The sequence below is a fragment of the Marinobacter litoralis genome (assembly GCF_016427555.1).
Lineage (GTDB): Bacteria > Pseudomonadota > Gammaproteobacteria > Pseudomonadales > Oleiphilaceae > Marinobacter > Marinobacter litoralis_A.
Genome location: NZ_JAELVS010000001.1, coordinates 626,279 through 646,291, shown reverse-complemented (window position 1 = coordinate 646,291; position 20,013 = coordinate 626,279). Strand labels below are relative to the sequence as shown.

The window sequence follows — 20,013 nt, the reverse complement described above, 5'->3', positions numbered from 1 at the left end:
ACACACGCTATGAATGAAAACAGCCAATCCCTATCCTGCGTTATGGTGCCGGTCAGCGACCGGCAATTGCTGCTACCGAACGTTTCCATCGCAGAGGTTGTTGATTTAAACAACACGAAAACGGACCGGGGCACCCCCGATTGGCTGATTGGTTTCATCGACTGGCGCGGCCTGAATCTGCCCGTGATTTCCTATGACGCGGCCAACGGCAACGAACTGGTGGTGCCCGGTGGCAACCGGGGTCGTATCATTGTGGTCAACACCATTGGCCCCAACCACGGCCAATTGCCGTTCATGGCCCTTGTCACGCAAGGTATTCCCAGCCAAACCCGTCTGACCGAATCCGAGATCAAGAAAGTGGACGCGCAACCCGGCCCAGCTGATCTTATGCAGGTTGAGGTGGAAGGCGAAGCCGCCTGGATTCCGAACCTGGAGTATCTGGAATCTCTGGCAGTAACCGCCACCCCCTGACGTTACGGGGTGCCCCCATAGCGGGACAGGCTGCAAATGTTATAATGTTGCAAACTTTGCAGGAGCCTCCCCATGCCAGAGCGCGCGCTTCCGTACCGCCCTCACAATCATCAAGCCTGCGTCAGCCAAGCTCTGACGGACGCACAAGCGATTTGCCGTGAGCAAAATGCCCGCCTGACCCCCATTCGGGAACGGGTACTCGAGCTGATCTGGCAGTCACACAAGCCCTTGGGTGCTTACGACATACTGGCCCAGCTTGGGGCCGAAGGGCACAACGCCGCACCGCCCACCGTGTATCGGGCATTGGATTTTCTCCTGCAATACGGCCTGGTGCATCGCATTTCCTCGCTGAATGCCTTCGTCGGTTGCGCCCATGCCGGCGAGCATCACCGCAGCACTTTTCTGATTTGTCGCGAATGCGGCATTGTTCTGGAGTTGGCCGAAAACTCCGTTACCCAAGCGATCGAGTCTGCAGCGCTGGCGGAAGCGTTTCAGGTTGAAGACATTACACTGGAAATTTCCGGTTTGTGCCCCACCTGTCAGGGAAGCACCACCCATGCCTAATCACCTGGTACAGCTGAATCAGCTCACGGTGCGCTTTGATGAACGGATCGTGGTTGACCACGTCAATCTTGCGGTTGGCCGTGGCGATATCATCACCATCATCGGTCCCAACGGTGCCGGAAAGACCACCCTGATCAAAACCATACTGGGCATTCAGAAAGCATCCAGTGGTCAGGTATCCTTGGCACCGGATCTGGTGATCGGATACGTGCCCCAGCATCTCTCTCTCGAAGCGACGCTGCCGTTAAGCGTAAAACGCTTCATGCTGCTGAGCGGGCGGCCACTGACGGCCTGTGAAGCGGCCTTAAAACGTACCGGCGTGGGCCACCTTCTGAACGCCTCGGTACATCACCTGTCCGGCGGCGAGAAACAGCGTTTGTTATTGGCGCGCGCTCTCGCCCGACAGCCGGACCTACTGGTGCTCGACGAACCCGCGCAAGGGGTGGATATCAATGGCCAGGCCGCTTTGTATGAATTGATCCGGGAACTCAGAGACGAACTGCACTGTGGCGTGATCATGATCTCGCACGATCTGCATCTGGTGATGGCCGCCACGGATCAGGTTATCTGTCTGAACCAGCACATTTGCTGCAGCGGACATCCGGCAGACATTTCCCACGACCCGGCCTTCATCGAAACCTTCGGTCATCAGGTTGCGGAATCACTGGCGGTTTACCACCACCGGCACAATCACAGCCACGACCTGCACGGCGATGTCGTCACCGGAAGCGAACCTCACGGAGCCTGCGCCCATGAACATCATTGATCTGATCCTGGGTGATTTTTTCTGGCGCGCCTTGCTCGGTGGGCTCGGGGTTGCTCTGGTAGCCGGTCCGCTCGGCTGCTTTGTGGTCTGGCGGCGTTTGGCCTACTTCGGAGATACCCTGGCCCACTCAGCCCTGCTCGGCATTGCCTTGAGTTTTCTGATCAGCATTCCGCTCAACCTCGGCGTGATTATCACCTGCTTGCTCATTGCGCTCGCGTTGGTGCTGTTATCCCGTACCCGGGCTCTGGCTACGGATACCTTGCTGGGTATTCTGGCTCATAGCGCACTGGCCATCGGTCTGGTGACACTCAGTTTTATGCCGGATATCCGGGTTGATCTCACCGGCTTGCTGTTCGGTGACTTACTGGCGATGAGCCGCCAGGATCTGTTCTGGATATACGGCGGCGCCGCTGTGGTACTGACCCTGTTGGCGTTGCTGTGGCGCCAGTTATTGATGAGTACCATCCACGAAGAACTCGCACGGGTGGAAGGCGTTCCGGTAGAGCGGCTGCGTCTGGCGCTGATGCTGATGTTCGCCCTGGTGATTGCCGTGGCGATGAAGATCGTTGGTGTACTCCTGATTACCGCGTTGCTGATCATTCCCGCCGCCACCGCCCGCCGGCTGGCTAAAACACCGGAACACATGCTGGGTCTGGCCATTGTGTTTGGGTTTATCGCCGTTTCCGGTGGCCTGACCTTGTCCTGGCACTTAGACACCCCGGCCGGACCATCGGTTGTCGTCACTGCCTTTTTAGCGTTTTTGCTGGTCTACGGAGGCGCGCGCAAGACCCGTTATTGAATTCCTCTGGCTTTCCGGATGGCGCAGACTGGTCTATGGTGGATTGGCTGACCAACGGAAAGCCTGAGGGAGGGTCCTGGCATGGGCAGCAGCCCGGACAGCACGACACTAGGTTCAAAAATCCGCAGGGCTCTATGGCCAGGCTTATGGGTTCCTGTGGTTATCCTGCTGGTGGGAAGCACACTCAGCATATCGGTCGCCCAACGGGTTGGGGCCCAGGCCGAAGCCCTTGCCTACCAACACTATCAGCAGCAACACCGGGCATTGGTTCTCATGGTGCTTGATCAGCTATATCGGCACGGTAACGACGTTTCCCTGCTGAAAGTCCCACTGGCCAAAGCCATGCCTCAGCACCTGCGCCTGCGCATTGATACCTTGGACCGACACACCAAAAAACCGTTACTGGAACTGGGTTCTGTTCACTCGCCGATGAAACGCCACGCTCTGCGCAGCGAACTGAATGTCGATGGCAATCGCTCCATGGTGACCACACTGCCCGATGCCCAGTTACTCTCGGTTCCCGCCCAACAATCCCGCTGGCTGATTCTTGTCGGTGGGGTGGCTCTTTCTTTGCTGGCTTTTGTGCTGTCGCTTTACCTGTGCTGGCGCAATCAAAAACAACGCAAGCAAACCTGGCGGCAGCAAAAAGAACTGAAAATCCAAAAACAGAAAATCGCCAACCTGAACGTTGAAAAACTCGTTCTAAGACAAGCCCTCAACGACAGCGAGAGTCGATCACGGGATCTGATCAATCTGTCGGGCAACCTGATTGCCGAGTTGGACGATCAAGGGCAAATTGCCTACGTCTCGGCCTTGGCCGCCGATATTTTCAGGCAAGCACCGTCGGATTTGGACCAACTGCCCTTTCAGGAACTTATCGCACAGTCCGATCAGCAGCGTTTTGCTGAAACCCTTGAAGCGGCCCGCGTTGAGCAAGAGATCATACAGACCGACCTCGCGCTGGCAGGCCCGCATTCCGGGCACTCTGTGCCGGTCACCCTTCGTTTGAAAGCGGTCACCGATCCGGTAAGAGGCATCGCAGGATTCCGGCTCAGCGCACAGATAAAAGTTCAGGAGCCGGATTAGGCATTACAGAGGCTGAACCCGCTCCAGAAGCCGTCCGGTCGCAAGCAACTCCAAAAACTCATCCCCCAGCCGGTCGCTCTCGGCAATTGCCCTGCGCCAGGATTTTTCCCGCCCGGCATCGTCCCCGAGGTACTTCTCGAAATCCTTACGATCCGGTAGTTTGCGATCCGGCAAGGCGTCCAGATAGTCTCGGGACGGCGACACCAACAGGACATCCTGCAGGCGAGTCGCATCGCCTTTGCGCCAGGGCAGCGTCTTGTCAAACCAACCCGGCACAACCCGGTCGGTAAAGTGGGGGTACAGCACAATGCCGGGCTGCTCGTAGGGCAGATCAAGATGATAATCCAGCAGCCCTCCGTCCCGGTACACCCCGGCTGGCGCGCCCGGAATGTTATGCACAGCAGACATCACCATCGGGATCGACGCCGAAGCCAATAAGGCTGACAGCAAATTGTCCGGGCTGAGTGCAACTTCGTGGCGCGGGAACTCGGCGTGGGTGGAGATCGGCGTCTTTTGCCGGGCATCGTGCACGAAGCCACGTTCCATAAAGCGGCCAAGATGGCGACGGCTGAGCATATTGGCGCTGATGGCGCTCATCAGCCCCATACTCAAGCGCCCTTTCGAATCGTGCTGAAGCAACCCCAGGCTCCGGACCACCACAACACTCAGGCGATAGACCGGATGGGCCAGCAGATAATCTTCCCGGCCCCCCAGCAGCTCCCGCAAAAACGCGACACTTTTACGGCTGACTTCCTCTGCACTGACACCTTTGCTGAAACGTTGCTGAGTGTAGAGCTCTGCCAACTTGCTCAATTGCGCGCGAGGGTTATCCGAGGACGCCACAGCGGCGAAACGCCAGCTCCCGATTGATGAGCCAATCAGCGCAATTTCCTGTTCGGCATCCGCCAGCCATTCTCCAAATATGGCCTTGTCCAGACCACTGATGCCCAGCGCCTTCGGGCCTCCGGCGGCACCCGGAATGACATGCACATCGGAAGCTTCCAATGATTTCTGTCGCAGCCGCTCCAAAGCTCGGCGGCCAGCGCGGATCGTGAGTGCCGGGGCACGGGTATGAACTGCAGTCATTCAATATCCTCTCAATAGCTGGCTGGAGTTTAACGAAGGCTCAGGGGGCCAGCCAACTGAACAAAATTCATGGCACCCATTGGTATTGTGCATGAACCGGCGATATTCACACGGGACCGGTCAAATTTCGACTTTTTCGGAAAAAATGCCATGCTAGACTCTAACCAACGATGGCACAGGGTGCGTGCCGTGAATTGTCAGCCGGAGCCGAGCTGTGAATCTTCTGACCTCGCCAGATACGATGCAATCTAACCCTAATCTTGCGGTTTTGGGTTTCCGGCGGCAATTGGTTTACCACCTGCATTTCTGGGCGTTAATCGCCGTGGCTCCGCTGATTTTGATTCAGTGGCAGCATGGCAATCACTTGCTCGCCGCTTTTCTGGCGCTTTTCTGCGCCAATGCGGTGCTCGTCATCGGCTGCCTGAGACTGACCGGACGGTATTTTCTGAAAGGCTGGTTGTTTCCCATTCTGGCCGTGGTCTCGGCCGCTTACTCCACCGCCATCAATGGGCACTCCGGCCTCTACTGGGCCTATCCAGCCGCCATCGCGCTGTTTTTCCTGCTCCCGATCAAAGAAGCCAGCGCTTTCAACATCCTGTTTGTCGCCGTCATGGCGGTAACGTCGTTTCTGAAATTTTCAGAAGCTGACTTCTGGCGCATCACCTTTTCACTGGGCTTGAGCTGCATCTTTGCCATGGTATTCGCCTGGCTGGTAGGGCGCATGCAACAGGAACTGACCAAACTGGCCACCACTGACCCGCTAACCGGCTGCCTGAACCGCTCTCAACTCGCGGATATTCTGAATAGCCAGATCCAGATGCGCGAGCGCTACGAACGGGTTTCAAGCCTGGTACTGGTGGATCTCGACTACTTCAAGGTGATTAACGACCAATGGGGCCATCTGGCGGGCGACAAGGTACTGAAAGAACTCGCTCTGCGCATTCGGAAGCGGCTCAGAGAGAACGATCAACTGTTTCGCATTGGCGGTGAAGAATTCATGATCGTGCTGCCAGAAACCCGCCAGAAAGATGCAGACAGCCTGGCCCATCAGTTATTAAGCAGCATCAGCGCCACCCCCTTTCTGGAGGACATCCGGGTGACCGCCAGCGCCGGCGTAGCGGAGGTCAGCCAGGGTGAAACCTGGTCAATCTGGCTCAACCGGGCCGATCAGGCTTTGTATACCGCCAAGCACCAAGGTCGAAATCAGATTGTAAACGCACCGAAGCCCCACGCAGTGGTACCAGCAAGGGTCGATGAAGAGCCCTCGCCGCCAATCAGCAAAGGCGGCGAAGTGGCGTGATCCGCCGGTTCCGATATTAAACGGTTTTTCTGAACTCCCGGTAGGCCGTAAACACATCCCACGGCTTCTCGAAATGCGGGTAATGGCCCACACGCCTCAGGCTGACCACATCCGCAGACGGCACCAGCTCGCGGTAACGTCTGACCATAGCTGCCCCGGAAACCGGATCCGCCATCCCCGAAATGAGTCGCATGGGTTGCTTTGCCTGCTGCAATGCACCCACCCACCGGTTGCGGTGGCATCGGCGTTCTTCCATAAACTGGATCAGCCCGTGCAGAATCCCGCGCCCGTTGTTGTAGTTCAGCAGGTGCCAGAAATCCGACAAATCGTCAGCATCCGGCTGACCATCTGGGCTGAACAACCGCCGGAAACTCCGTTCAAAGGTCGCTTTTGTTAGCCCCCGGCTGATCAACCCACCCAGCGGACTCTTCAGGATTTTCTGAATGAATAAGGGGGAGTGCACTTCGGGAAACAGGCCACCATTCAACAAACATACGCTGCTGATCCGAAATCCCAGCGTACCTTCCTGATCTCTGGCCAGCAGTTCCTGGACCACCGAGGTGCCATAGTCGTGCGCCATCAGGTGCACCTCCGGCAACCCCAGCCCCTCCAGCCAGCCCTGAACCAGATCTGCCTGGTCTTCGATGCTGTAACGATAGTTCTGCGGCTTATCGGAAAAGCCAAAGCCCAACATGTCCAGCGCCAGCACTTTATAGTGACGGGAAAGCATCGGCCAAAGACGACTCCAGTCCCAGCTGGCAGAGGGGAATCCGTGCAGCAGAACCAAAGGCTCACCCTGCCCTGCCATTCGGCTGAACACCGCGTGGCCACCATAGCTGAACCATTTTCCTGCTTGTTGCCAAGCCTCCAGCGTGGCAGCCACCTCATACGTTCCTGCCATCGCCCCAGACATAATCTGTCCCATGATTTGCCTCGACACACCCTGTGAACAGACAACTTTAGTGCAAACCACAACTACTGGCCACCTTCACCGGGCGCCCCCTTCGGATAAAGGCCGCCAAACAGCCTAAATCATGGAGGTGAAGCGCGATTTGCCTTAAGCTTCACACTTTGACAGGCACACTATCGGGAACCACTATGTCTCAACCTCTTGATGATCTCACCGGCCATTACCACGCAATTCTGGAAGGCCTGGGTGAAAACCCCAGCCGCGAAGGCCTGATCGACACCCCAGCCCGTGCTGCTAAAGCCATGCAATTTTTAACGCGCGGCTATCAACAGGACCTGCAGAGCCTTGTTAATAACGCAGTGTTCGAGTCGGCCATGGATGAAATGGTGGTGGTCCAGGACATCGAGCTCTATAGCATGTGTGAGCACCACATGCTTCCGTTCATCGGCAAATGCCACATCGCTTACTTGCCGCAGGGCAAAGTACTGGGGCTGTCCAAGTTTGCGCGCATCGTGGACATGTACGCCCGCCGCCTTCAGATTCAGGAAAACCTGACCCGACAAATTGCCGAAGCCGTTGAAAGCGTAACCGGCGCGAAAGGGGTCGGTGTCGTGATCGAAGCACAGCACATGTGCATGATGATGCGCGGTGTCGAAAAGCAAAACAGCCGCATGAAAACCTCCATGATGCTGGGTCAATTCCGCAAATCACAAGCGACCCGTAGCGAGTTCCTCACCTTGATTTCGAACAACCGCGGATAAATTTGGCACATTCACCTACTGATGTTGGCGTTTTTAGCTGCTGAAAAACAGCCACGGCTACGACACGATAGACCGGTATCCGCGAATAACAGCTCACCCCCGATAGCCGCTCACAAATTTGTCCGCCTATCCGGAGGTGCGCTGCGTACTAGCGAGCATTCACCGTTCCGGAGTCGTCATGCGTTCACTAAAAGATAAAACCATCATCATCACCGGCGCTAGCCGTGGCATTGGTCGTGAAGTTGCGCGAGTTTGTGCAACGGAAGGCGCCAACGTCGTCATCGCGGCGAAATCAGATCAGCCCCACCCAACACTTGAAGGCACCATTCACTCCGTAGCCAAAGAAGTTCAGGAAGCGGGCGGCCAAAGCCTGGCCGTTAAAGTGGACGTGCGCAGCGAGGAAGACGTCGACAATTTGATTGCTCAAACCGCTGAGACATTTGGTGGTATTGACGCCATCATCAACAATGCAGGTGCCATCGCGTTGTCCGGTGTTGAATCAACGCCACTAAAAAAGCTCGACTTAATGATGCAGATTAACTTCCGTGCGGTATTTCTACTCAGCCAAAAGGCTTTACCGCATCTAAAAAAATCTGAAAACGGTCACATCCTGAGCTTTTCACCTCCTTTGGACCTAGACCGTCGCTGGATGCGGAACCACGCTCCCTACACCCTGACAAAATACGGTATGTCGATGCTGACATTGGGCATGTCAGACGAGTTCAAACGCTACGGCATTGCGGTCAACGCCCTTTGGCCTCGCACCGTCATTCACACCGCCGCCACGGCTTTCGGCGGCAAGCAATCGTTCGACCGGTCTCGCACTCCCAAGATCATGGCCGATGCCGCTTTCGCTTTGCTGAAAACCGAGAACCGTGAAATCACCGGCCAACTGCTGATTGACGAAGACTTCCTGCGCACCCAAGGCGTAGAAGACTTCGAACAATACCGTGCCAACCCGGCGAGTAATAAACCGGACTTGATGCCAGATTTATTTGTCCAAGCTCCAGACGCTTACGCCCATAACGCAGTTCCCCCACTGGCGGGCTTCTCCGGAGAAGAATAGCAACCATCGGAAATCGACGGTCACAGAGCCGCGTTGCCCCTCTGTGGCTGCCGTAGAGAGTTATGGTATATCGGAGTTTCTAGCTATGCCCTTACTGAGCCTACGCAACGATGGCAAAGTTGCGATTATTTCTATGGACAATGGCAAAAATGCCAATAACCTCGCCTTTTCCCAGCAATTGCTGGCTCTGCTCAACCATGTTTCTAACGACAAGTCTTATAAAGCGCTGATTCTGGCGTCAAGTGATGAAAAAAACTGGAGTCAGGGCATTGATGTCAGTTGGCTAATGAGCAGCATTCAAAATGGCAACCAAGAAGACGTCAAAACCTTCCTATCCACCATGGATGAAACTTACCACACCATGCTGCAGTACCCGATTCCCATTATCGCAGCCATCAACGGCCACACCTTTGGCAACGGGATCGTCATTGCAGCTGCCTGCGATTTCCGTTACATGCGCAGCGACCGTGGCTACGTGTGCTTTCCGGAGGTTGATATGAACATCCCGTTCCTGCCCGGCCTGATCGATGTGATCCTGAAAGCGATGCCTCGGCACACTTTTAACGAAATGATGCTGACCGGTCGGCGCGTGACGGCGGATACTCTGGCCGACGCCAGGTTTATAGACAGAACGTTCGATTCGGTTGAAGCCTTGAACGATGGCGCGTTAGAGTTTGCGCAAACCTTCAAAAAGGGCCGTGCCATTTTTGCCGAGCACAAAAGGCGTTTGCACAAACCCGTGCTCGACGCCCTGGCGGCCAAGAACCCGCCACTCATTGAGGCGCTGGACATTCTTTTGTAACCACGCCATCGCGATTTCAAGGAGAACCCTTTTGCCCGTTGAAAACGATCAAGACCTTCGCGACATTCTAACCAGTGTCCACACCATCGCTTTGGTAGGTGCCAGCGAGAAAACCAGCCGGCCAGCCCACGAAGTCATGGAGTATCTGCAGAACCAGGGCTACCGGATTATCCCGGTCAACCCGCGGCTTGAAGGTAAGCAAGTACTCGGAGAAACGGTTTACGCTGACCTTGCATCGATTCCCGAGCCGGTCGATATGGCAGAACTTTTTCTGGCGCCCGAACGTACCGATGCGATCATCGACCAGACTATTGCACAGAAGATTCCCGTACTTTGGCTGCAAATCGGCGTCATCAACGAAGCTGGTGCCGCAAGGGCCGAACGGGCTGGCTTAACAGTGGTTATGGACCGCTGCCCGAAACGGGAAATTCCCAGACTCAACATTGCCAGATAAACGGACCTGCCCTATTCTGAAAAGACTTTAGGATAAATGAGCTGGTCTATGTCGTTCAAAGATCATCCAGGGAACGGGCAAGCGCCCCCGAACAAGCCAGAACATGCCGGTGCCCGTGCAGAGACGTTTTTGCACAGGGCGCGCATTCCTGTCGACTTACTCAAGCTCGGTATGCGAGTCGTACAACTCGATCGGCCGTGGAACGATGTACCCGTTCTGTTTCAGGGGTTCACCCTATCCACGCCCGACGAAGCGAAAGTACTGCGCCAATATTGCTCGTGGGTTGTTGTAGAAGATGAAGAAACCAAGCTGGCCCCGGTACTAAGCAAAATTCCCCAGCTGCGCCAGAAAACCACCGAACCGATGAAGGAAACCCGTACCCTGGAACAGGAGTTTCCGCGGGCGAAAGAAACCTGGCGCCAGACTCAGGCCTTTGTCGACAAGATCACCGTCGATATTATTCAGAACGACACCCTGGAACTCGGCGAAGCGCGTACTCTGATCCGGTCGTGCGTTGACAGCGTCAAGGCCAACGCCAGCGCCATGCTCTGGATGGGGCGGATCAAAAACCGGGATGCCTACACCGCCGAGCATTGTCTGCGGGTGGCCGTTTACGCCATCGCGTTCGCCCGTTTTCTGGGCATGCCGGATGAAGATATCGAAACCGCCGGCATGTGCGGTCTGCTGCACGATCTGGGCAAGCTCAAGGTGCCCGGCGCCATCCTGAACAAACCCGGCCCGCTGACGCCGGACGAATACGTCATCATGCAGTCCCACACCACTCACGGCTTCGAGTTGCTCAAGCAGGATGAAAGCCTGGAGCCCATTATCCGCGACGTGACGCTGCACCATCACGAACGGGTGGACGGCAAAGGCTACCCGACACACCTGCCAGAATCCCAGATCAGCCGCTTTGCCCGATTGATTTCCATCGTCGATACTTACGATGCGATTACCAGCGACCGCTGCTATCGGAACGGGCGATCACCGGCCGAGGCGCTTAAAATTCTCTATCAGAATCGCGGCCAGCAATTTGATGCCGACTTGGTCGAATCGTTCATACGGATGATCGGTATCTATCCGCCGGGCACCCTTGTCGAGCTCAACACCGGTGAAGTCGCCTGGGTGGTCAGCACCCACCCGGGGCGCAAGCTCAAACCCAAAGTTGAAATTGTGCTGGATAAAAACAAACACAGAATGACACCCTATGTTCTTGACCTGAGCGTACAGACAACAGAAGATGGGGAAGTTCGTGAGATTCGTAATCCACTGGCCGACGGTGCATTCGGAATAACAATAAACGAGCGAATTCACAACTAGCGATTCACGATAGAAAGGACTCTGCCGTTACCCCTAGTAATACGTCAAGGTAAACTCGGAGCAGAGCGTGACCCCAGCACAACGCACCATGCCGTTTGTAACCCGCGTCCTTAAGAGTCCGTTTTTCGCGGCCGTTGTCTTTTTGGTTTTTTTCGCGTTAGCTTGGGCGCTTCGGTCTGGCCTGATTCAAAAGGACACCGAACAGATTCGGGCAAATCTGACTGACGAAGCCCACGCTCTGGCCAACAATCTGGAACGGGAATTTGCCATTCAGGCGGGTGCCTTGGGCCGGATGGCCGAGCGCATGAAAAACGGCGCTTACGCCAACAAACAGATTTGGCAATCCGATGCCAACACCTACCTCAACGACTTCGGCATCTATCAGGCCATTGAGTGGATTGATAAAGAGTTTGTCATTCGCTGGCTGGAACCCGCCGGCGAAAACCAAGCAGTTCTCGGTTACAACGTAGCCTTCAATGAACAACGCCGCCAAGCTTTGGAACACTCAGCCGCCACCGGACAACCGGATATCTCCGGCATTATTGATCTGCGCCAAGGGCCAAAAGGTATTGTCACCTACCATCCTGTCGGTCAAGGTGCGGAAAATAATGGGTTTATTGCCGGTGTCTTCAAAATGCAGGTGTTGGCCGAACAACTGTTGACCCGGCGAATAATCGACCAGTTCCAGGTTGAAATACTGAACGGCAATAACCTCAGCTACGCCCTGAACACATCAGGCAATATCAACACCGCCTTTCGCGCAACCATGCCCGTCGATATCCCTTTACTGGATTGGCGTCTTGCCCTTAGCCCCACCCACGACTGGGTCGAGAGTCAGCGCAGCCAGTGGCCACGCATCACCTTTATTAGCCTGATTTTAATGGGCATTCTGGCCAGCCTCACCATACTGCTGGGGCAGGTCACATCCAAACGCACGCACTCCCTGCTTCGAACACGGCTTGAACTGGAGCGGCAAGTCGACGAACGTGTCGCGGTGCAGGTCGATCTGGAGCGGTTGGAATCCACCGATACCTTGACCGGTCTGGCCAACCGGCGTTTTTTCATGGAAGACCTGTCTCACACCCTGAACATTGCCGAACGCCAGTTACGCCAAGTGGCATTGGTGATGATTGACCTTGACCGCTTTCAAGTACTTAACGATACCCTTGGCCACCAGTTCGGTGATGAGCTGTTAATCAAGGTTGCCGAAAGACTGAACGGCCTCAGCAGCGAAACCGTTCTGGTGGCCTACTCAGGTGGCGACGAGTTTATGATTTGCCAACAACAGATGGGCGACATAGACGATGTCATCCATCTGATTGGCGAGATTAAACAGTGCTTTGCCGAGCCTTTCGAGGCCTTGGGGCAGGTGCAGCAGATCACCGCCACCATGGGCGTTGCGGTGTATCCCCAGAGTGGCCACGATGCCGACACTCTGCTTCGCAATGCGGATATTGCCCTGTACCGGGCCAAGGATCAGGGCCGTAATACCTATCAGTTCTATACCGAAGGTATGCAAGAGAAAGAGATGATGCGCCTGGAGCTGGACAAGGATCTCAGCGAGGCCTTGGCGAACGATGAATTCGTGCTGCATTTCCAGCCCCAGCTGAATCTCGACACGGGTGAAATCAATAACGTGGAAGCCCTCATTCGCTGGCAGCACCCAACGCGCGGCCTGCTGTCGCCCGTTGAATTTATTCCGTTGGCGGAAGAAAGCGGGCGCATTACCGAGATCGGCCGATGGGTGGTGCTGGCGGCCTGCCGGCAGCTTGCACGCTGGAAAGGCACCGCCTGCGAACACCTTCGCATTGCGGTGAATTTATCCGGCCGGGAGTTGGAGGATGCCACTCTGGTTGACCACGTGCGGGATACGCTGGCGGCTGAAAATATTGCCCCGCACATGCTTGAGCTGGAATTAACGGAAGAAATTTTCATTCAGAACATCGCCCAGAATCGCAGTCAGCTCACGCAGCTGCACCAGCTTGGCACACGTTTGGCTATCGATGACTTCGGCGTCGGTTATTCGTCGTTGGGCTACTTGCGGGATTTCCCGGTGGATTTGCTGAAGATTGACCGCTCGTTTATTACCAATGTGACGGAGCGCCATGACGATGCGGTGATTACCCGGGCGGTGATCAATCTGGCCCATAATCTGGGTATTCAGGTAGTGGCTGAGGGTGTAGAGACGGAAGATCAGCTGCATTTCCTGCAGGCCCACCGGTGCAATCTGGCGCAAGGGTATTTGATCAGTCGTCCGGTTCCCGGATCTGAGCTGGAGAAGGCGATTCGGGAAGATTCTTTGTTTACCGGTCAGCAGATCGCTTCTGCATTGTAATTAATGCTGATGCGCTGCAAACTTTGCGGCCTGTCTTTCTTTGGGTGTGATGTGTATGTCTGCCAGGTATTTATCGTCGGAGCAGGATGCCAAGCTGCGCCGCTGGGAGCGCTGGAACCGCAACTATTTCGTTTTTGCGTTTTTTGCGTTAATTCTGGTGCTGGTGTTCAGCAGTCAGTTGGGGATTTCGTCGGGTGAGGACTGGGGCGGCCTTGGGGTGCTTCTGGTGGTGCTGGTGATTCCGATCATTGTGTTGCAGTTGCGGCTGTCTTGTCCGGCGTGTGGGACGAAAATTGGCTGGCAGGCCAAGTTAATGGCGCCGGATCAGTGTAAGTCTTGCGGTGTTTTTCTGCGTTCTAAAAACTCTTCTTCCTGAAACCTTTGACCTGTGAGTTGGTCATAGGTTCTAGTCTATCCTCCAAGTAGCGTGTTTTCCGTGCTGGCACGGGGTAAGTGCTTCCGAAAACCGCTGCAAGTACGTCCGTGTACGCTTGTCTCCGCCATCCATGGCTCCGAACATTTTCGGAAGCACTTACCCCGCACCAGCACTCCGCTGACTTGATTCGTGGATTCTGATGAATCCGGCTGGTCATTATTCATTGGGTGCCGCCTATGAAAGTCAAAGAACTCGCCACCGCGGCCGATGTCACCCCGGATACGGTTCGGTTTTATACCCGGGAAGGTTTGCTGCGGCCCAGTCGTAATCCGGACAACAATTATCAGTACTACGATGCCGAGGATCTGCGGCGGTTGCGATTTGCCCGGAAGGCTCGGCAGTTGGGTTTTTCGTTGCCGGAGATTCGGCAGATTTTAGGGCAGGCAGACGAACATCATTCCCCATGCCCGATGGTTCGGGATGTGTTTGAGCAGCGGTTGGCGGAAGTGGAGCGGGAGATTGCCGAGTTGCAGCAGTTGCGCACCCGGATGGTGTCGGCGTTGTCGGCGTGGCAGGAGATGCCGGATGGTACGCCGGACGGGCATACGATTTGTCGGTTGATTGAGCATTGGGACGATCCTGCGACTTGTCCAGGTAAGGAGCATTGAGTTATGAGCGAAGCATCTGGTTTGAGTACCGCTCTGAGTATTTCCGGAGCCTCCTGTCAGGGTTGCGTGAAGAAAATTCGTAACGCCCTGGAGCCGTTGACCGGAGATACCGATCTGGTTGAGGTCGATCTGGAGGCGCAAACGGTTGCGCTGCCCGAGAGTGTCGATAAAGCCGAGGCTGCGAAGATTGTGTCGGATACCGGGTATCCGGCGGAGCCAATCGCAGCTGAGGAACCCTCGTCGGGCTGTTGTGCGTCGAAGAAGAGTGACGCCTCTGAAGAGTCGTCAGTTCAGTCAGAGCAAACCGAGCCCAAAGGTGATGCTCAAGCCGCATCAGCCGAGGCTTCCAGCGGCGAACGGGTGCTTCTGGCGGTGACGGGGGCTACTTGTGCGTCCTGCGTGAGCACCATTGAGAAGGCGCTGTTGTCGGTGCCCGGGGTTTCTCATGCCCACATGAATCTCGCCGACAATACCGCAACCGCCACTGGTGCTGCGGATTCCGCCCGTTTGATTCAGGCCATTGAGAGTGCGGGTTACGGGGCCAGTGAGATCGAGGATGAAGACGCCGCCGACGATCGCAAGCAAGCGGAAGACAAAAAGCAGTATCAAACCTTGCTGGTCAAGATGGCCATCAGTTTGGGGCTGGGTATTGCCCTGATGGTTTGGGGCATGGGCTTTGGCTCGATGACGGTGTCCGACGACAACCAGATCACCTGGCTCAATCTCGGCATCCTGACGTTGGGCGTGATGATTGCGACCGGCGGGCATTTTTATACCGGAGCCTGGAAGGCGTTCAAGCATCACAACGCCAATATGGATACGCTCATCGCGCTGGGTACCGGTACAGCGTGGCTGTATTCCATGGTGGTGGTGAGCATTCCCGAGGCGCTGCCGGAGATGGCGCGGCATGTGTATTTTGAAGCGTCGGCGATGATTATTGGTTTGATCAATCTGGGGCAGGCTTTGGAACTGCGTGCCAAAGGTAAAACCTCGGAAGCGGTGCGGCGGTTGCTGGATCTGCGGGCGAAAACCGCTCGGGTGATTCGTGACGGCAACGAGCAGGACATTCCGGTAGAAGACGTTCAGCAAGGTGACCGCATTCGGGTTCGGCCCGGTGAGAAGTTGCCGGTGGACGGCGTGATTGTTGAAGGTTCTACCCGCATTGACGAAAGCATGCTCACCGGTGAACCCATGCCCGCCAGCAAAGTCGAAGGCGATGAGGTGTCCGCCGGCACGTTAAACACCCACGGATCCATTATTTATGAAGCCACGCGGGTGGGCAGTGAAACCGCGCTGGCGCAAATCATTAAGCTGGTGAAGAAGGCTCAGGGCTCTAAACCGGCGATTGGCCGGCTGGCAGACAGGATTTCAGCGGTGTTCGTGCCCTCGGTCATGTTGATCGCGGTGGCAGCAGCGCTGGTTTGGTACAACGTCGGGCCGGAGCCCGCGGTGGTGCACATGATGGTAGCGGCCACTACGGTGCTGATCATCGCCTGCCCCTGTGCACTCGGTTTGGCAACACCGATGTCGGTGATGGTGGGCGTCGGTAAAGCCGCGGAATACGGCATTCTGATTCGCCAGGGCGATGCCCTGCAAACCGCCGGCAAGATTGATCTGGTGATTCTGGATAAAACCGGCACCATCACCGAAGGCCATCCGGCGGTGACCCGAATCCACGCGCTCGACAGCGATGAAGACAAACTGCTGGCACTGGCCGCAGGGCTGGAACAGCACTCGGAACACCCTTTGGCGGATGCCATTGTGGCCAAAGCCAAAGACCAAGGCATTACCCCTGAAACGGTATCCGGCTTTGAGTCCTTGAATGGCAAAGGGGTGCTCGGGCAAGCCAATGGCCAAACCCTGCGCTTGGGCAACCGGCGCTGGCTGGAAGCCGAAGGCTTATCTGTGGATAGCCTGGCTGAGGCTGCGAAAGACATCACCGACAACGCCGGCACGCCGCTGTATCTGGCGCTTGGCAATGACGTGCTCGGCGTGATCGGAGTTGCCGATGCCATCAAACCCGATTCCAAAGCAGCCATTGAACGCCTGCACGACTCCGGCATCAAAGTGATGATGGTGACCGGCGATATCGAGGCCACCGCCCGCGCTATCTCTGACGCCGCCGGCATCGACGATTTCCGCGCCGAGGTGCTGCCGGAAGACAAAGCCGACGTGGTGAACGAGATGCGCAAACAGGGTTATACCGTGGCCATGGTCGGTGACGGTATCAACGACGCACCGGCTCTGGCCGCTTCCGATGTCGGCTTTGCCATCGGCACCGGCACCGACGTGGCCATCGAAAGCGCGTCCATCACCCTGATGCGCGGTTCCTTGCACGGCGTACCCGATGCCATCGAGATTTCTCAGGCCACGGTCGCCAACATTCGGCAGAACCTGTTTGGCGCCTTTGTCTACAACACGCTGGGTATTCCCGTGGCGGCAGGCTTGCTGTATCCGATCTGGGGCATTCTGATGAGCCCGATTCTGGCAGGCGCAGCCATGTCGTTGTCGTCCGTGACCGTCGTGTCCAACGCCAACCGCTTGCGTTTGTTCAAAACCAGCCAACAACCCGCTCAGCACAAGGAGGCGAACGAATGACGACTTTATTGGTCAATATCGGCGGTTTCGCGCTGATGGCCGCCATTGTGTGGTGGTTCTGGCTGCCCGGTTCAGACAAAAACTCCACAGATAACCAACATCATCACTGAGGTAACCACCATGAAAAAACACACTCTGGCCTTCGGCCTGATGGCCGCTCTCGGATTTTCAACTACCGCCCTAGCCGGCGGCGGGGCCCCAAGCGTTCACGTGTACAAATCACCGACCTGCGGCTGCTGCGGTGATTGGATAGACCATCTCGAAGAAAACGGTTTTGACGTGACCGCCACCAACAGCAACGACATGGGCAGAATCAAAGCCGAAGCCGGTTTGATTCCCGGACTGGGCAGCTGCCACACCGCCATCGTTAACGACTACGTGATCGAAGGCCACGTGCCGGCCGACGACATCAAGCGTTTGCTCAGTGAAGCTCCCAAGGCCACCGGGTTGAGCGTTCCGGGCATGCCGGTGGGTTCACCCGGAATGGAAATGGGTGATCGAAAGGACCACTACAAGGTGATTCTGTTCAACGAACAAGGTCAAACCCGGGTATTCGCTGAACACAATTAATTGAACCGATGCTGCGCCGACAAATCTGACTCACACAAACAGAACCGTTATACTTCGCAGCATCATTCATTTTAAGCCCAGGTTACTTCTTCATGCTCAATGCCGACGCTCTCAATCAGTTGCGCCAGCTGAAAACCGATATCAAAGAAAACAAGGTGGTCTTCCCCGGAACGGTCAAGTCCACCAACGGGCGTTTCGGGTTCGTTGCCCTCGATGAAGGCCGGGATGTGTTCCTGCCCCCCGAGGAGATGCAGAAAGTCCTACCGGGCGATCGGGTCAACGTTGTTGAGCAAGAAGCCGACAAAGGCAAAACCCAGGGTGTTATCGACGAGCTTCTCGCATCCAACCTGAACACCTTTGTGGGCCGGTATCTGGTCAAAGGCAAAGGCCACTTCGTAGCCCCCGAAACCCCGGGCATCAATCGCTGGATTTTTATTCCGCCGAAAGAGCGCATGGGCGCCGAACCCGACGACTTTGTGTATTGCCAGATCCACCGCCACCCGATCAAAGACGGCAAAGGTCAGGCCAAGGTTTTGCGCATTATCGGTAAAGCGGGCGAGCCGGGTATAGAACGTGCCTTCACCTTGGCCAACTTCGATCTTGCCGACTCCTGGCCCGACAACGTCCAGCAACAGGCTGACAAGCTGTCAGAAGACAGCATCACCGCCGCTGCCAATACCCGGGAAGACCGTACCGACGAGCCTTATGTCACCATCGACAGCCCGGGCACCCAGGACATGGACGATGCGCTCAAGGCAACGCCGAACGCCACTGGCTGGACTCTCTCGATCGCCATTGCCGACCCCTCGGCCTTGATCGAGCCCAACAGCCCGGCCGAGCAGGAAGCCTTCCATCGCGCCACCGCGATCTATTTTCCCGGTGAGCCCTTGCCCATGCTGCCAGACAGCATCAGCACACGCTTGTGCTCGCTGATGCCGGATGTTCCTCGCCTGGCTCTGGTGTGTGATCTGCAGGTAAACAACGACGGCAGCCTTGGTGAATACAGTTTTCATCAAGCGGTGATTCGCTCCAAAGGCAAACTCAGCTATGAACTGGTTGCCCACCTGATCGAAGGCCGTGAGGACGAAGAAATCAACGCCTTGCCAGACGACGTCAGCAACAGTCTGGATCAACTGCATCAGGTTGCCACTGCCCTGCGCAAATGGCGCTCGGAACACGCACTGCTGAGCAGTGATCGACCGGAATTCCGCCTGCGACTGGATGAAAATCGCCGTATCCGCCTGATTGAACCATCGGTGCAGAACGAAGCCCACCGCTTGGTGGAAGAGTGCATGGTGGCCGCCAATCGTTGTGCCGCTGACTTCCTGAGCCACCAGGGCAAGGGATTGTTCATCCAGCATCCGGGCCTAAGGGACGACCGGGCCGACAACATCCGCAAACTGCTGGAGGGCTATGCACCGCATCTGGCCGACATCGACGCCAGTAGCGCCGACGGTTTCAAAACCTTGATGAAAGAATGCGAGCAGCTGGACGCGGAAGTACCGGTGAAATCCATTTTGTCGCGCCAGCTGGCCCGCGCCGAACTCAGCGAAGCGCCTGCACCGCACCAAGGTATGGGTCTGGCGGCTTACACCACCTTCACCTCGCCGCTGCGCAAGTTTTCGGATTACTACGTGCACCGGCTGATCAAAGCGGCTTTGTGGGATGCGCCCATCACCGCGCTGAACAAAGATCAGCTCGAAACGCTGCAGGCCACCCAGTTCAAGGCACGCCAAGCGGCTAACTCACTGGAAACCTGGCTGAAAGCCGACTTTGCCAAGACGCTCACGGATGAACCCATGGAAGGCACCATCAGCCGCACCGTGCCGGCTGGTTTCTTCGTGCGCCTGGATTGCAACGGCCTGGAAGGTTTTGTCAGCTGCCGGGATCTGGACGGCAAGTTCAGCTTTGATCCGATCACATTGCGCCTGGTGCACAACAAAAACGGACGCATCTTTCAGATCGAGCAGCGTGTCACCGTCAGCTTTGTCGGTGTGGACGACGAGCGCAGGCAGATCAACTTCAAACTGGTCAAGGCCGAGGAAATCACCACCGGCCAAAACAACGAGGGCGGTTAATAC

18 protein-coding genes and 1 pseudogene are annotated in these 20,013 nt (G+C 56.3%); 17 read left to right on the top strand and 2 right to left on the bottom strand.

What is annotated here, in order from left to right; all coding sequences use genetic code 11:
- Positions 1 to 9: 9 nt before the first annotated feature.
- From JAO79_RS02925 to JAO79_RS02905, 5 genes are all read left to right on the top strand, one after another.
- The gene (locus tag JAO79_RS02925) at positions 10 to 471 is read left to right on the top strand and encodes a chemotaxis protein CheW (RefSeq protein WP_199005648.1); all 462 of its coding nucleotides are present in this window, start codon (positions 10 to 12) and stop codon (positions 469 to 471) included.
- A gap of 72 nt (positions 472 to 543) precedes the next feature.
- Positions 544 to 1,035, top strand: a complete 492-nt coding sequence (locus tag JAO79_RS02920; RefSeq protein ID WP_199005647.1) for a Fur family transcriptional regulator — start codon at positions 544 to 546, stop codon at positions 1,033 to 1,035.
- The gene (znuC, locus tag JAO79_RS02915; protein WP_199005646.1) at positions 1,028 to 1,801 is read left to right on the top strand and encodes a zinc ABC transporter ATP-binding protein ZnuC; all 774 of its coding nucleotides are present in this window, start codon (positions 1,028 to 1,030) and stop codon (positions 1,799 to 1,801) included. The genes JAO79_RS02920 and znuC overlap by 8 nt, the downstream gene beginning before the upstream one ends.
- The gene (gene znuB, locus JAO79_RS02910; RefSeq protein WP_199005645.1) at positions 1,788 to 2,600 is read left to right on the top strand and encodes a zinc ABC transporter permease subunit ZnuB; all 813 of its coding nucleotides are present in this window, start codon (positions 1,788 to 1,790) and stop codon (positions 2,598 to 2,600) included. The genes znuC and znuB overlap by 14 nt, the downstream gene beginning before the upstream one ends.
- Positions 2,601 to 2,681: 81 nt before the next feature.
- Positions 2,682 to 3,686 (top strand): PAS domain-containing protein, encoded by a 1,005-nt coding sequence (locus JAO79_RS02905; protein ID WP_199005644.1) that lies wholly within the window; start codon positions 2,682 to 2,684, stop codon positions 3,684 to 3,686.
- A 3-nt stretch (positions 3,687 to 3,689) separates the two neighbouring features.
- Here the strand turns inward: JAO79_RS02905 and JAO79_RS02900 are convergent, their stop codons facing one another.
- Positions 3,690 to 4,772: a patatin-like phospholipase family protein gene (locus JAO79_RS02900; RefSeq protein WP_199005643.1), complete on the bottom strand. Its 1,083-nt coding sequence runs from the start codon at positions 4,770 to 4,772 to the stop codon at positions 3,690 to 3,692.
- Between the two features lie 214 nt (positions 4,773 to 4,986).
- On the opposite strand from JAO79_RS02900, the gene JAO79_RS02895 reads away from it, so the two are divergent.
- Positions 4,987 to 6,072, top strand: a complete 1,086-nt coding sequence (locus JAO79_RS02895; protein ID WP_320158933.1) for a diguanylate cyclase — start codon at positions 4,987 to 4,989, stop codon at positions 6,070 to 6,072.
- 16 nt (positions 6,073 to 6,088) lie between these two features.
- Here JAO79_RS02895 and JAO79_RS02890 read toward each other — a convergent pair whose 3' ends face one another.
- Positions 6,089 to 6,997, bottom strand: coding sequence for an alpha/beta fold hydrolase (locus JAO79_RS02890; RefSeq protein WP_227664304.1), 909 nt, complete (start codon positions 6,995 to 6,997; stop codon positions 6,089 to 6,091).
- 173 nt (positions 6,998 to 7,170) lie between these two features.
- Here JAO79_RS02890 and folE point away from each other — a divergent pair, with 173 nt between their 5' ends.
- The 11 genes and pseudogenes from folE (at position 7,171) to JAO79_RS02835 (ending at position 20,010) form a co-directional block, all read left to right on the top strand.
- Positions 7,171 to 7,743, top strand: a complete 573-nt coding sequence (folE, locus tag JAO79_RS02885; protein WP_199005642.1) for a GTP cyclohydrolase I FolE — start codon at positions 7,171 to 7,173, stop codon at positions 7,741 to 7,743.
- A gap of 178 nt (positions 7,744 to 7,921) precedes the next feature.
- Positions 7,922 to 8,743: pseudogene (locus JAO79_RS02880) on the top strand (SDR family oxidoreductase); the annotation flags it as partial.
- 151 nt (positions 8,744 to 8,894) lie between these two features.
- The gene (locus JAO79_RS02875) at positions 8,895 to 9,611 is read left to right on the top strand and encodes an enoyl-CoA hydratase/isomerase family protein (RefSeq protein WP_199005640.1); all 717 of its coding nucleotides are present in this window, start codon (positions 8,895 to 8,897) and stop codon (positions 9,609 to 9,611) included.
- A gap of 31 nt (positions 9,612 to 9,642) precedes the next feature.
- Positions 9,643 to 10,065 (top strand): CoA-binding protein, encoded by a 423-nt coding sequence (locus tag JAO79_RS02870; RefSeq protein WP_199005639.1) that lies wholly within the window; start codon positions 9,643 to 9,645, stop codon positions 10,063 to 10,065.
- Between the two features lie 48 nt (positions 10,066 to 10,113).
- A complete protein-coding gene (locus tag JAO79_RS02865) occupies positions 10,114 to 11,385 on the top strand; it encodes an HD-GYP domain-containing protein (protein ID WP_199005638.1) in 1,272 nt (423 codons plus the stop codon).
- Between the two features lie 67 nt (positions 11,386 to 11,452).
- On the top strand, positions 11,453 to 13,720 hold the full coding sequence (locus JAO79_RS02860; RefSeq protein ID WP_320158932.1) for an EAL domain-containing protein: 2,268 nt from the start codon (positions 11,453 to 11,455) through the stop codon (positions 13,718 to 13,720).
- Positions 13,721 to 13,775: 55 nt separating this feature from the next.
- Positions 13,776 to 14,096, top strand: coding sequence for a hypothetical protein (locus JAO79_RS02855; RefSeq protein WP_199005637.1), 321 nt, complete (start codon positions 13,776 to 13,778; stop codon positions 14,094 to 14,096).
- A gap of 236 nt (positions 14,097 to 14,332) precedes the next feature.
- Positions 14,333 to 14,764 carry a MerR family transcriptional regulator gene (locus JAO79_RS02850; RefSeq protein WP_199005636.1) on the top strand — a complete coding sequence of 144 codons (432 nt, stop codon included), beginning with the start codon at positions 14,333 to 14,335 and terminating at the stop codon, positions 14,762 to 14,764.
- A 3-nt stretch (positions 14,765 to 14,767) separates the two neighbouring features.
- Positions 14,768 to 17,362 carry a heavy metal translocating P-type ATPase gene (locus JAO79_RS02845; protein ID WP_199005635.1) on the top strand — a complete coding sequence of 865 codons (2,595 nt, stop codon included), beginning with the start codon at positions 14,768 to 14,770 and terminating at the stop codon, positions 17,360 to 17,362.
- A gap of 120 nt (positions 17,363 to 17,482) precedes the next feature.
- A complete protein-coding gene (locus tag JAO79_RS02840) occupies positions 17,483 to 17,932 on the top strand; it encodes a DUF411 domain-containing protein (RefSeq protein ID WP_199005634.1) in 450 nt (149 codons plus the stop codon).
- Positions 17,933 to 18,024: 92 nt separating this feature from the next.
- The gene (locus JAO79_RS02835; protein ID WP_199005633.1) at positions 18,025 to 20,010 is read left to right on the top strand and encodes a ribonuclease R family protein; all 1,986 of its coding nucleotides are present in this window, start codon (positions 18,025 to 18,027) and stop codon (positions 20,008 to 20,010) included.
- Positions 20,011 to 20,013: the final 3 nt, after the last annotated feature.

What these genes read in the sequence shown, in the direction of transcription:
- znuB (WP_199005645.1), top strand. Translation starts at nt 1,788, where the DNA reads ATGAACATCATTGATCTGATCCTGGGTGATTTTTTCTGGCGCGCCTTG.
- JAO79_RS02840 (WP_199005634.1), top strand. Translation starts at nt 17,483, where the DNA reads ATGAAAAAACACACTCTGGCCTTCGGCCTGATGGCCGCTCTCGGATTT.
- JAO79_RS02905 (WP_199005644.1), top strand. Translation starts at nt 2,682, where the DNA reads ATGGGCAGCAGCCCGGACAGCACGACACTAGGTTCAAAAATCCGCAGG.
- JAO79_RS02925 (WP_199005648.1), top strand. Translation starts at nt 10, where the DNA reads ATGAATGAAAACAGCCAATCCCTATCCTGCGTTATGGTGCCGGTCAGC.
- JAO79_RS02920 (WP_199005647.1), top strand. Translation starts at nt 544, where the DNA reads ATGCCAGAGCGCGCGCTTCCGTACCGCCCTCACAATCATCAAGCCTGC.
- JAO79_RS02890 (WP_227664304.1), bottom strand. Translation starts at nt 6,997, where the DNA reads ATGGGACAGATTATGTCTGGGGCGATGGCAGGAACGTATGAGGTGGCT.
- JAO79_RS02900 (WP_199005643.1), bottom strand. Translation starts at nt 4,772, where the DNA reads ATGACTGCAGTTCATACCCGTGCCCCGGCACTCACGATCCGCGCTGGC.
- JAO79_RS02835 (WP_199005633.1), top strand. Translation starts at nt 18,025, where the DNA reads ATGCTCAATGCCGACGCTCTCAATCAGTTGCGCCAGCTGAAAACCGAT.
- folE (WP_199005642.1), top strand. Translation starts at nt 7,171, where the DNA reads ATGTCTCAACCTCTTGATGATCTCACCGGCCATTACCACGCAATTCTG.
- JAO79_RS02850 (WP_199005636.1), top strand. Translation starts at nt 14,333, where the DNA reads ATGAAAGTCAAAGAACTCGCCACCGCGGCCGATGTCACCCCGGATACG.
- JAO79_RS02865 (WP_199005638.1), top strand. Translation starts at nt 10,114, where the DNA reads ATGTCGTTCAAAGATCATCCAGGGAACGGGCAAGCGCCCCCGAACAAG.
- znuC (WP_199005646.1), top strand. Translation starts at nt 1,028, where the DNA reads ATGCCTAATCACCTGGTACAGCTGAATCAGCTCACGGTGCGCTTTGAT.
- JAO79_RS02855 (WP_199005637.1), top strand. Translation starts at nt 13,776, where the DNA reads ATGTCTGCCAGGTATTTATCGTCGGAGCAGGATGCCAAGCTGCGCCGC.
- JAO79_RS02875 (WP_199005640.1), top strand. Translation starts at nt 8,895, where the DNA reads ATGCCCTTACTGAGCCTACGCAACGATGGCAAAGTTGCGATTATTTCT.
- JAO79_RS02845 (WP_199005635.1), top strand. Translation starts at nt 14,768, where the DNA reads ATGAGCGAAGCATCTGGTTTGAGTACCGCTCTGAGTATTTCCGGAGCC.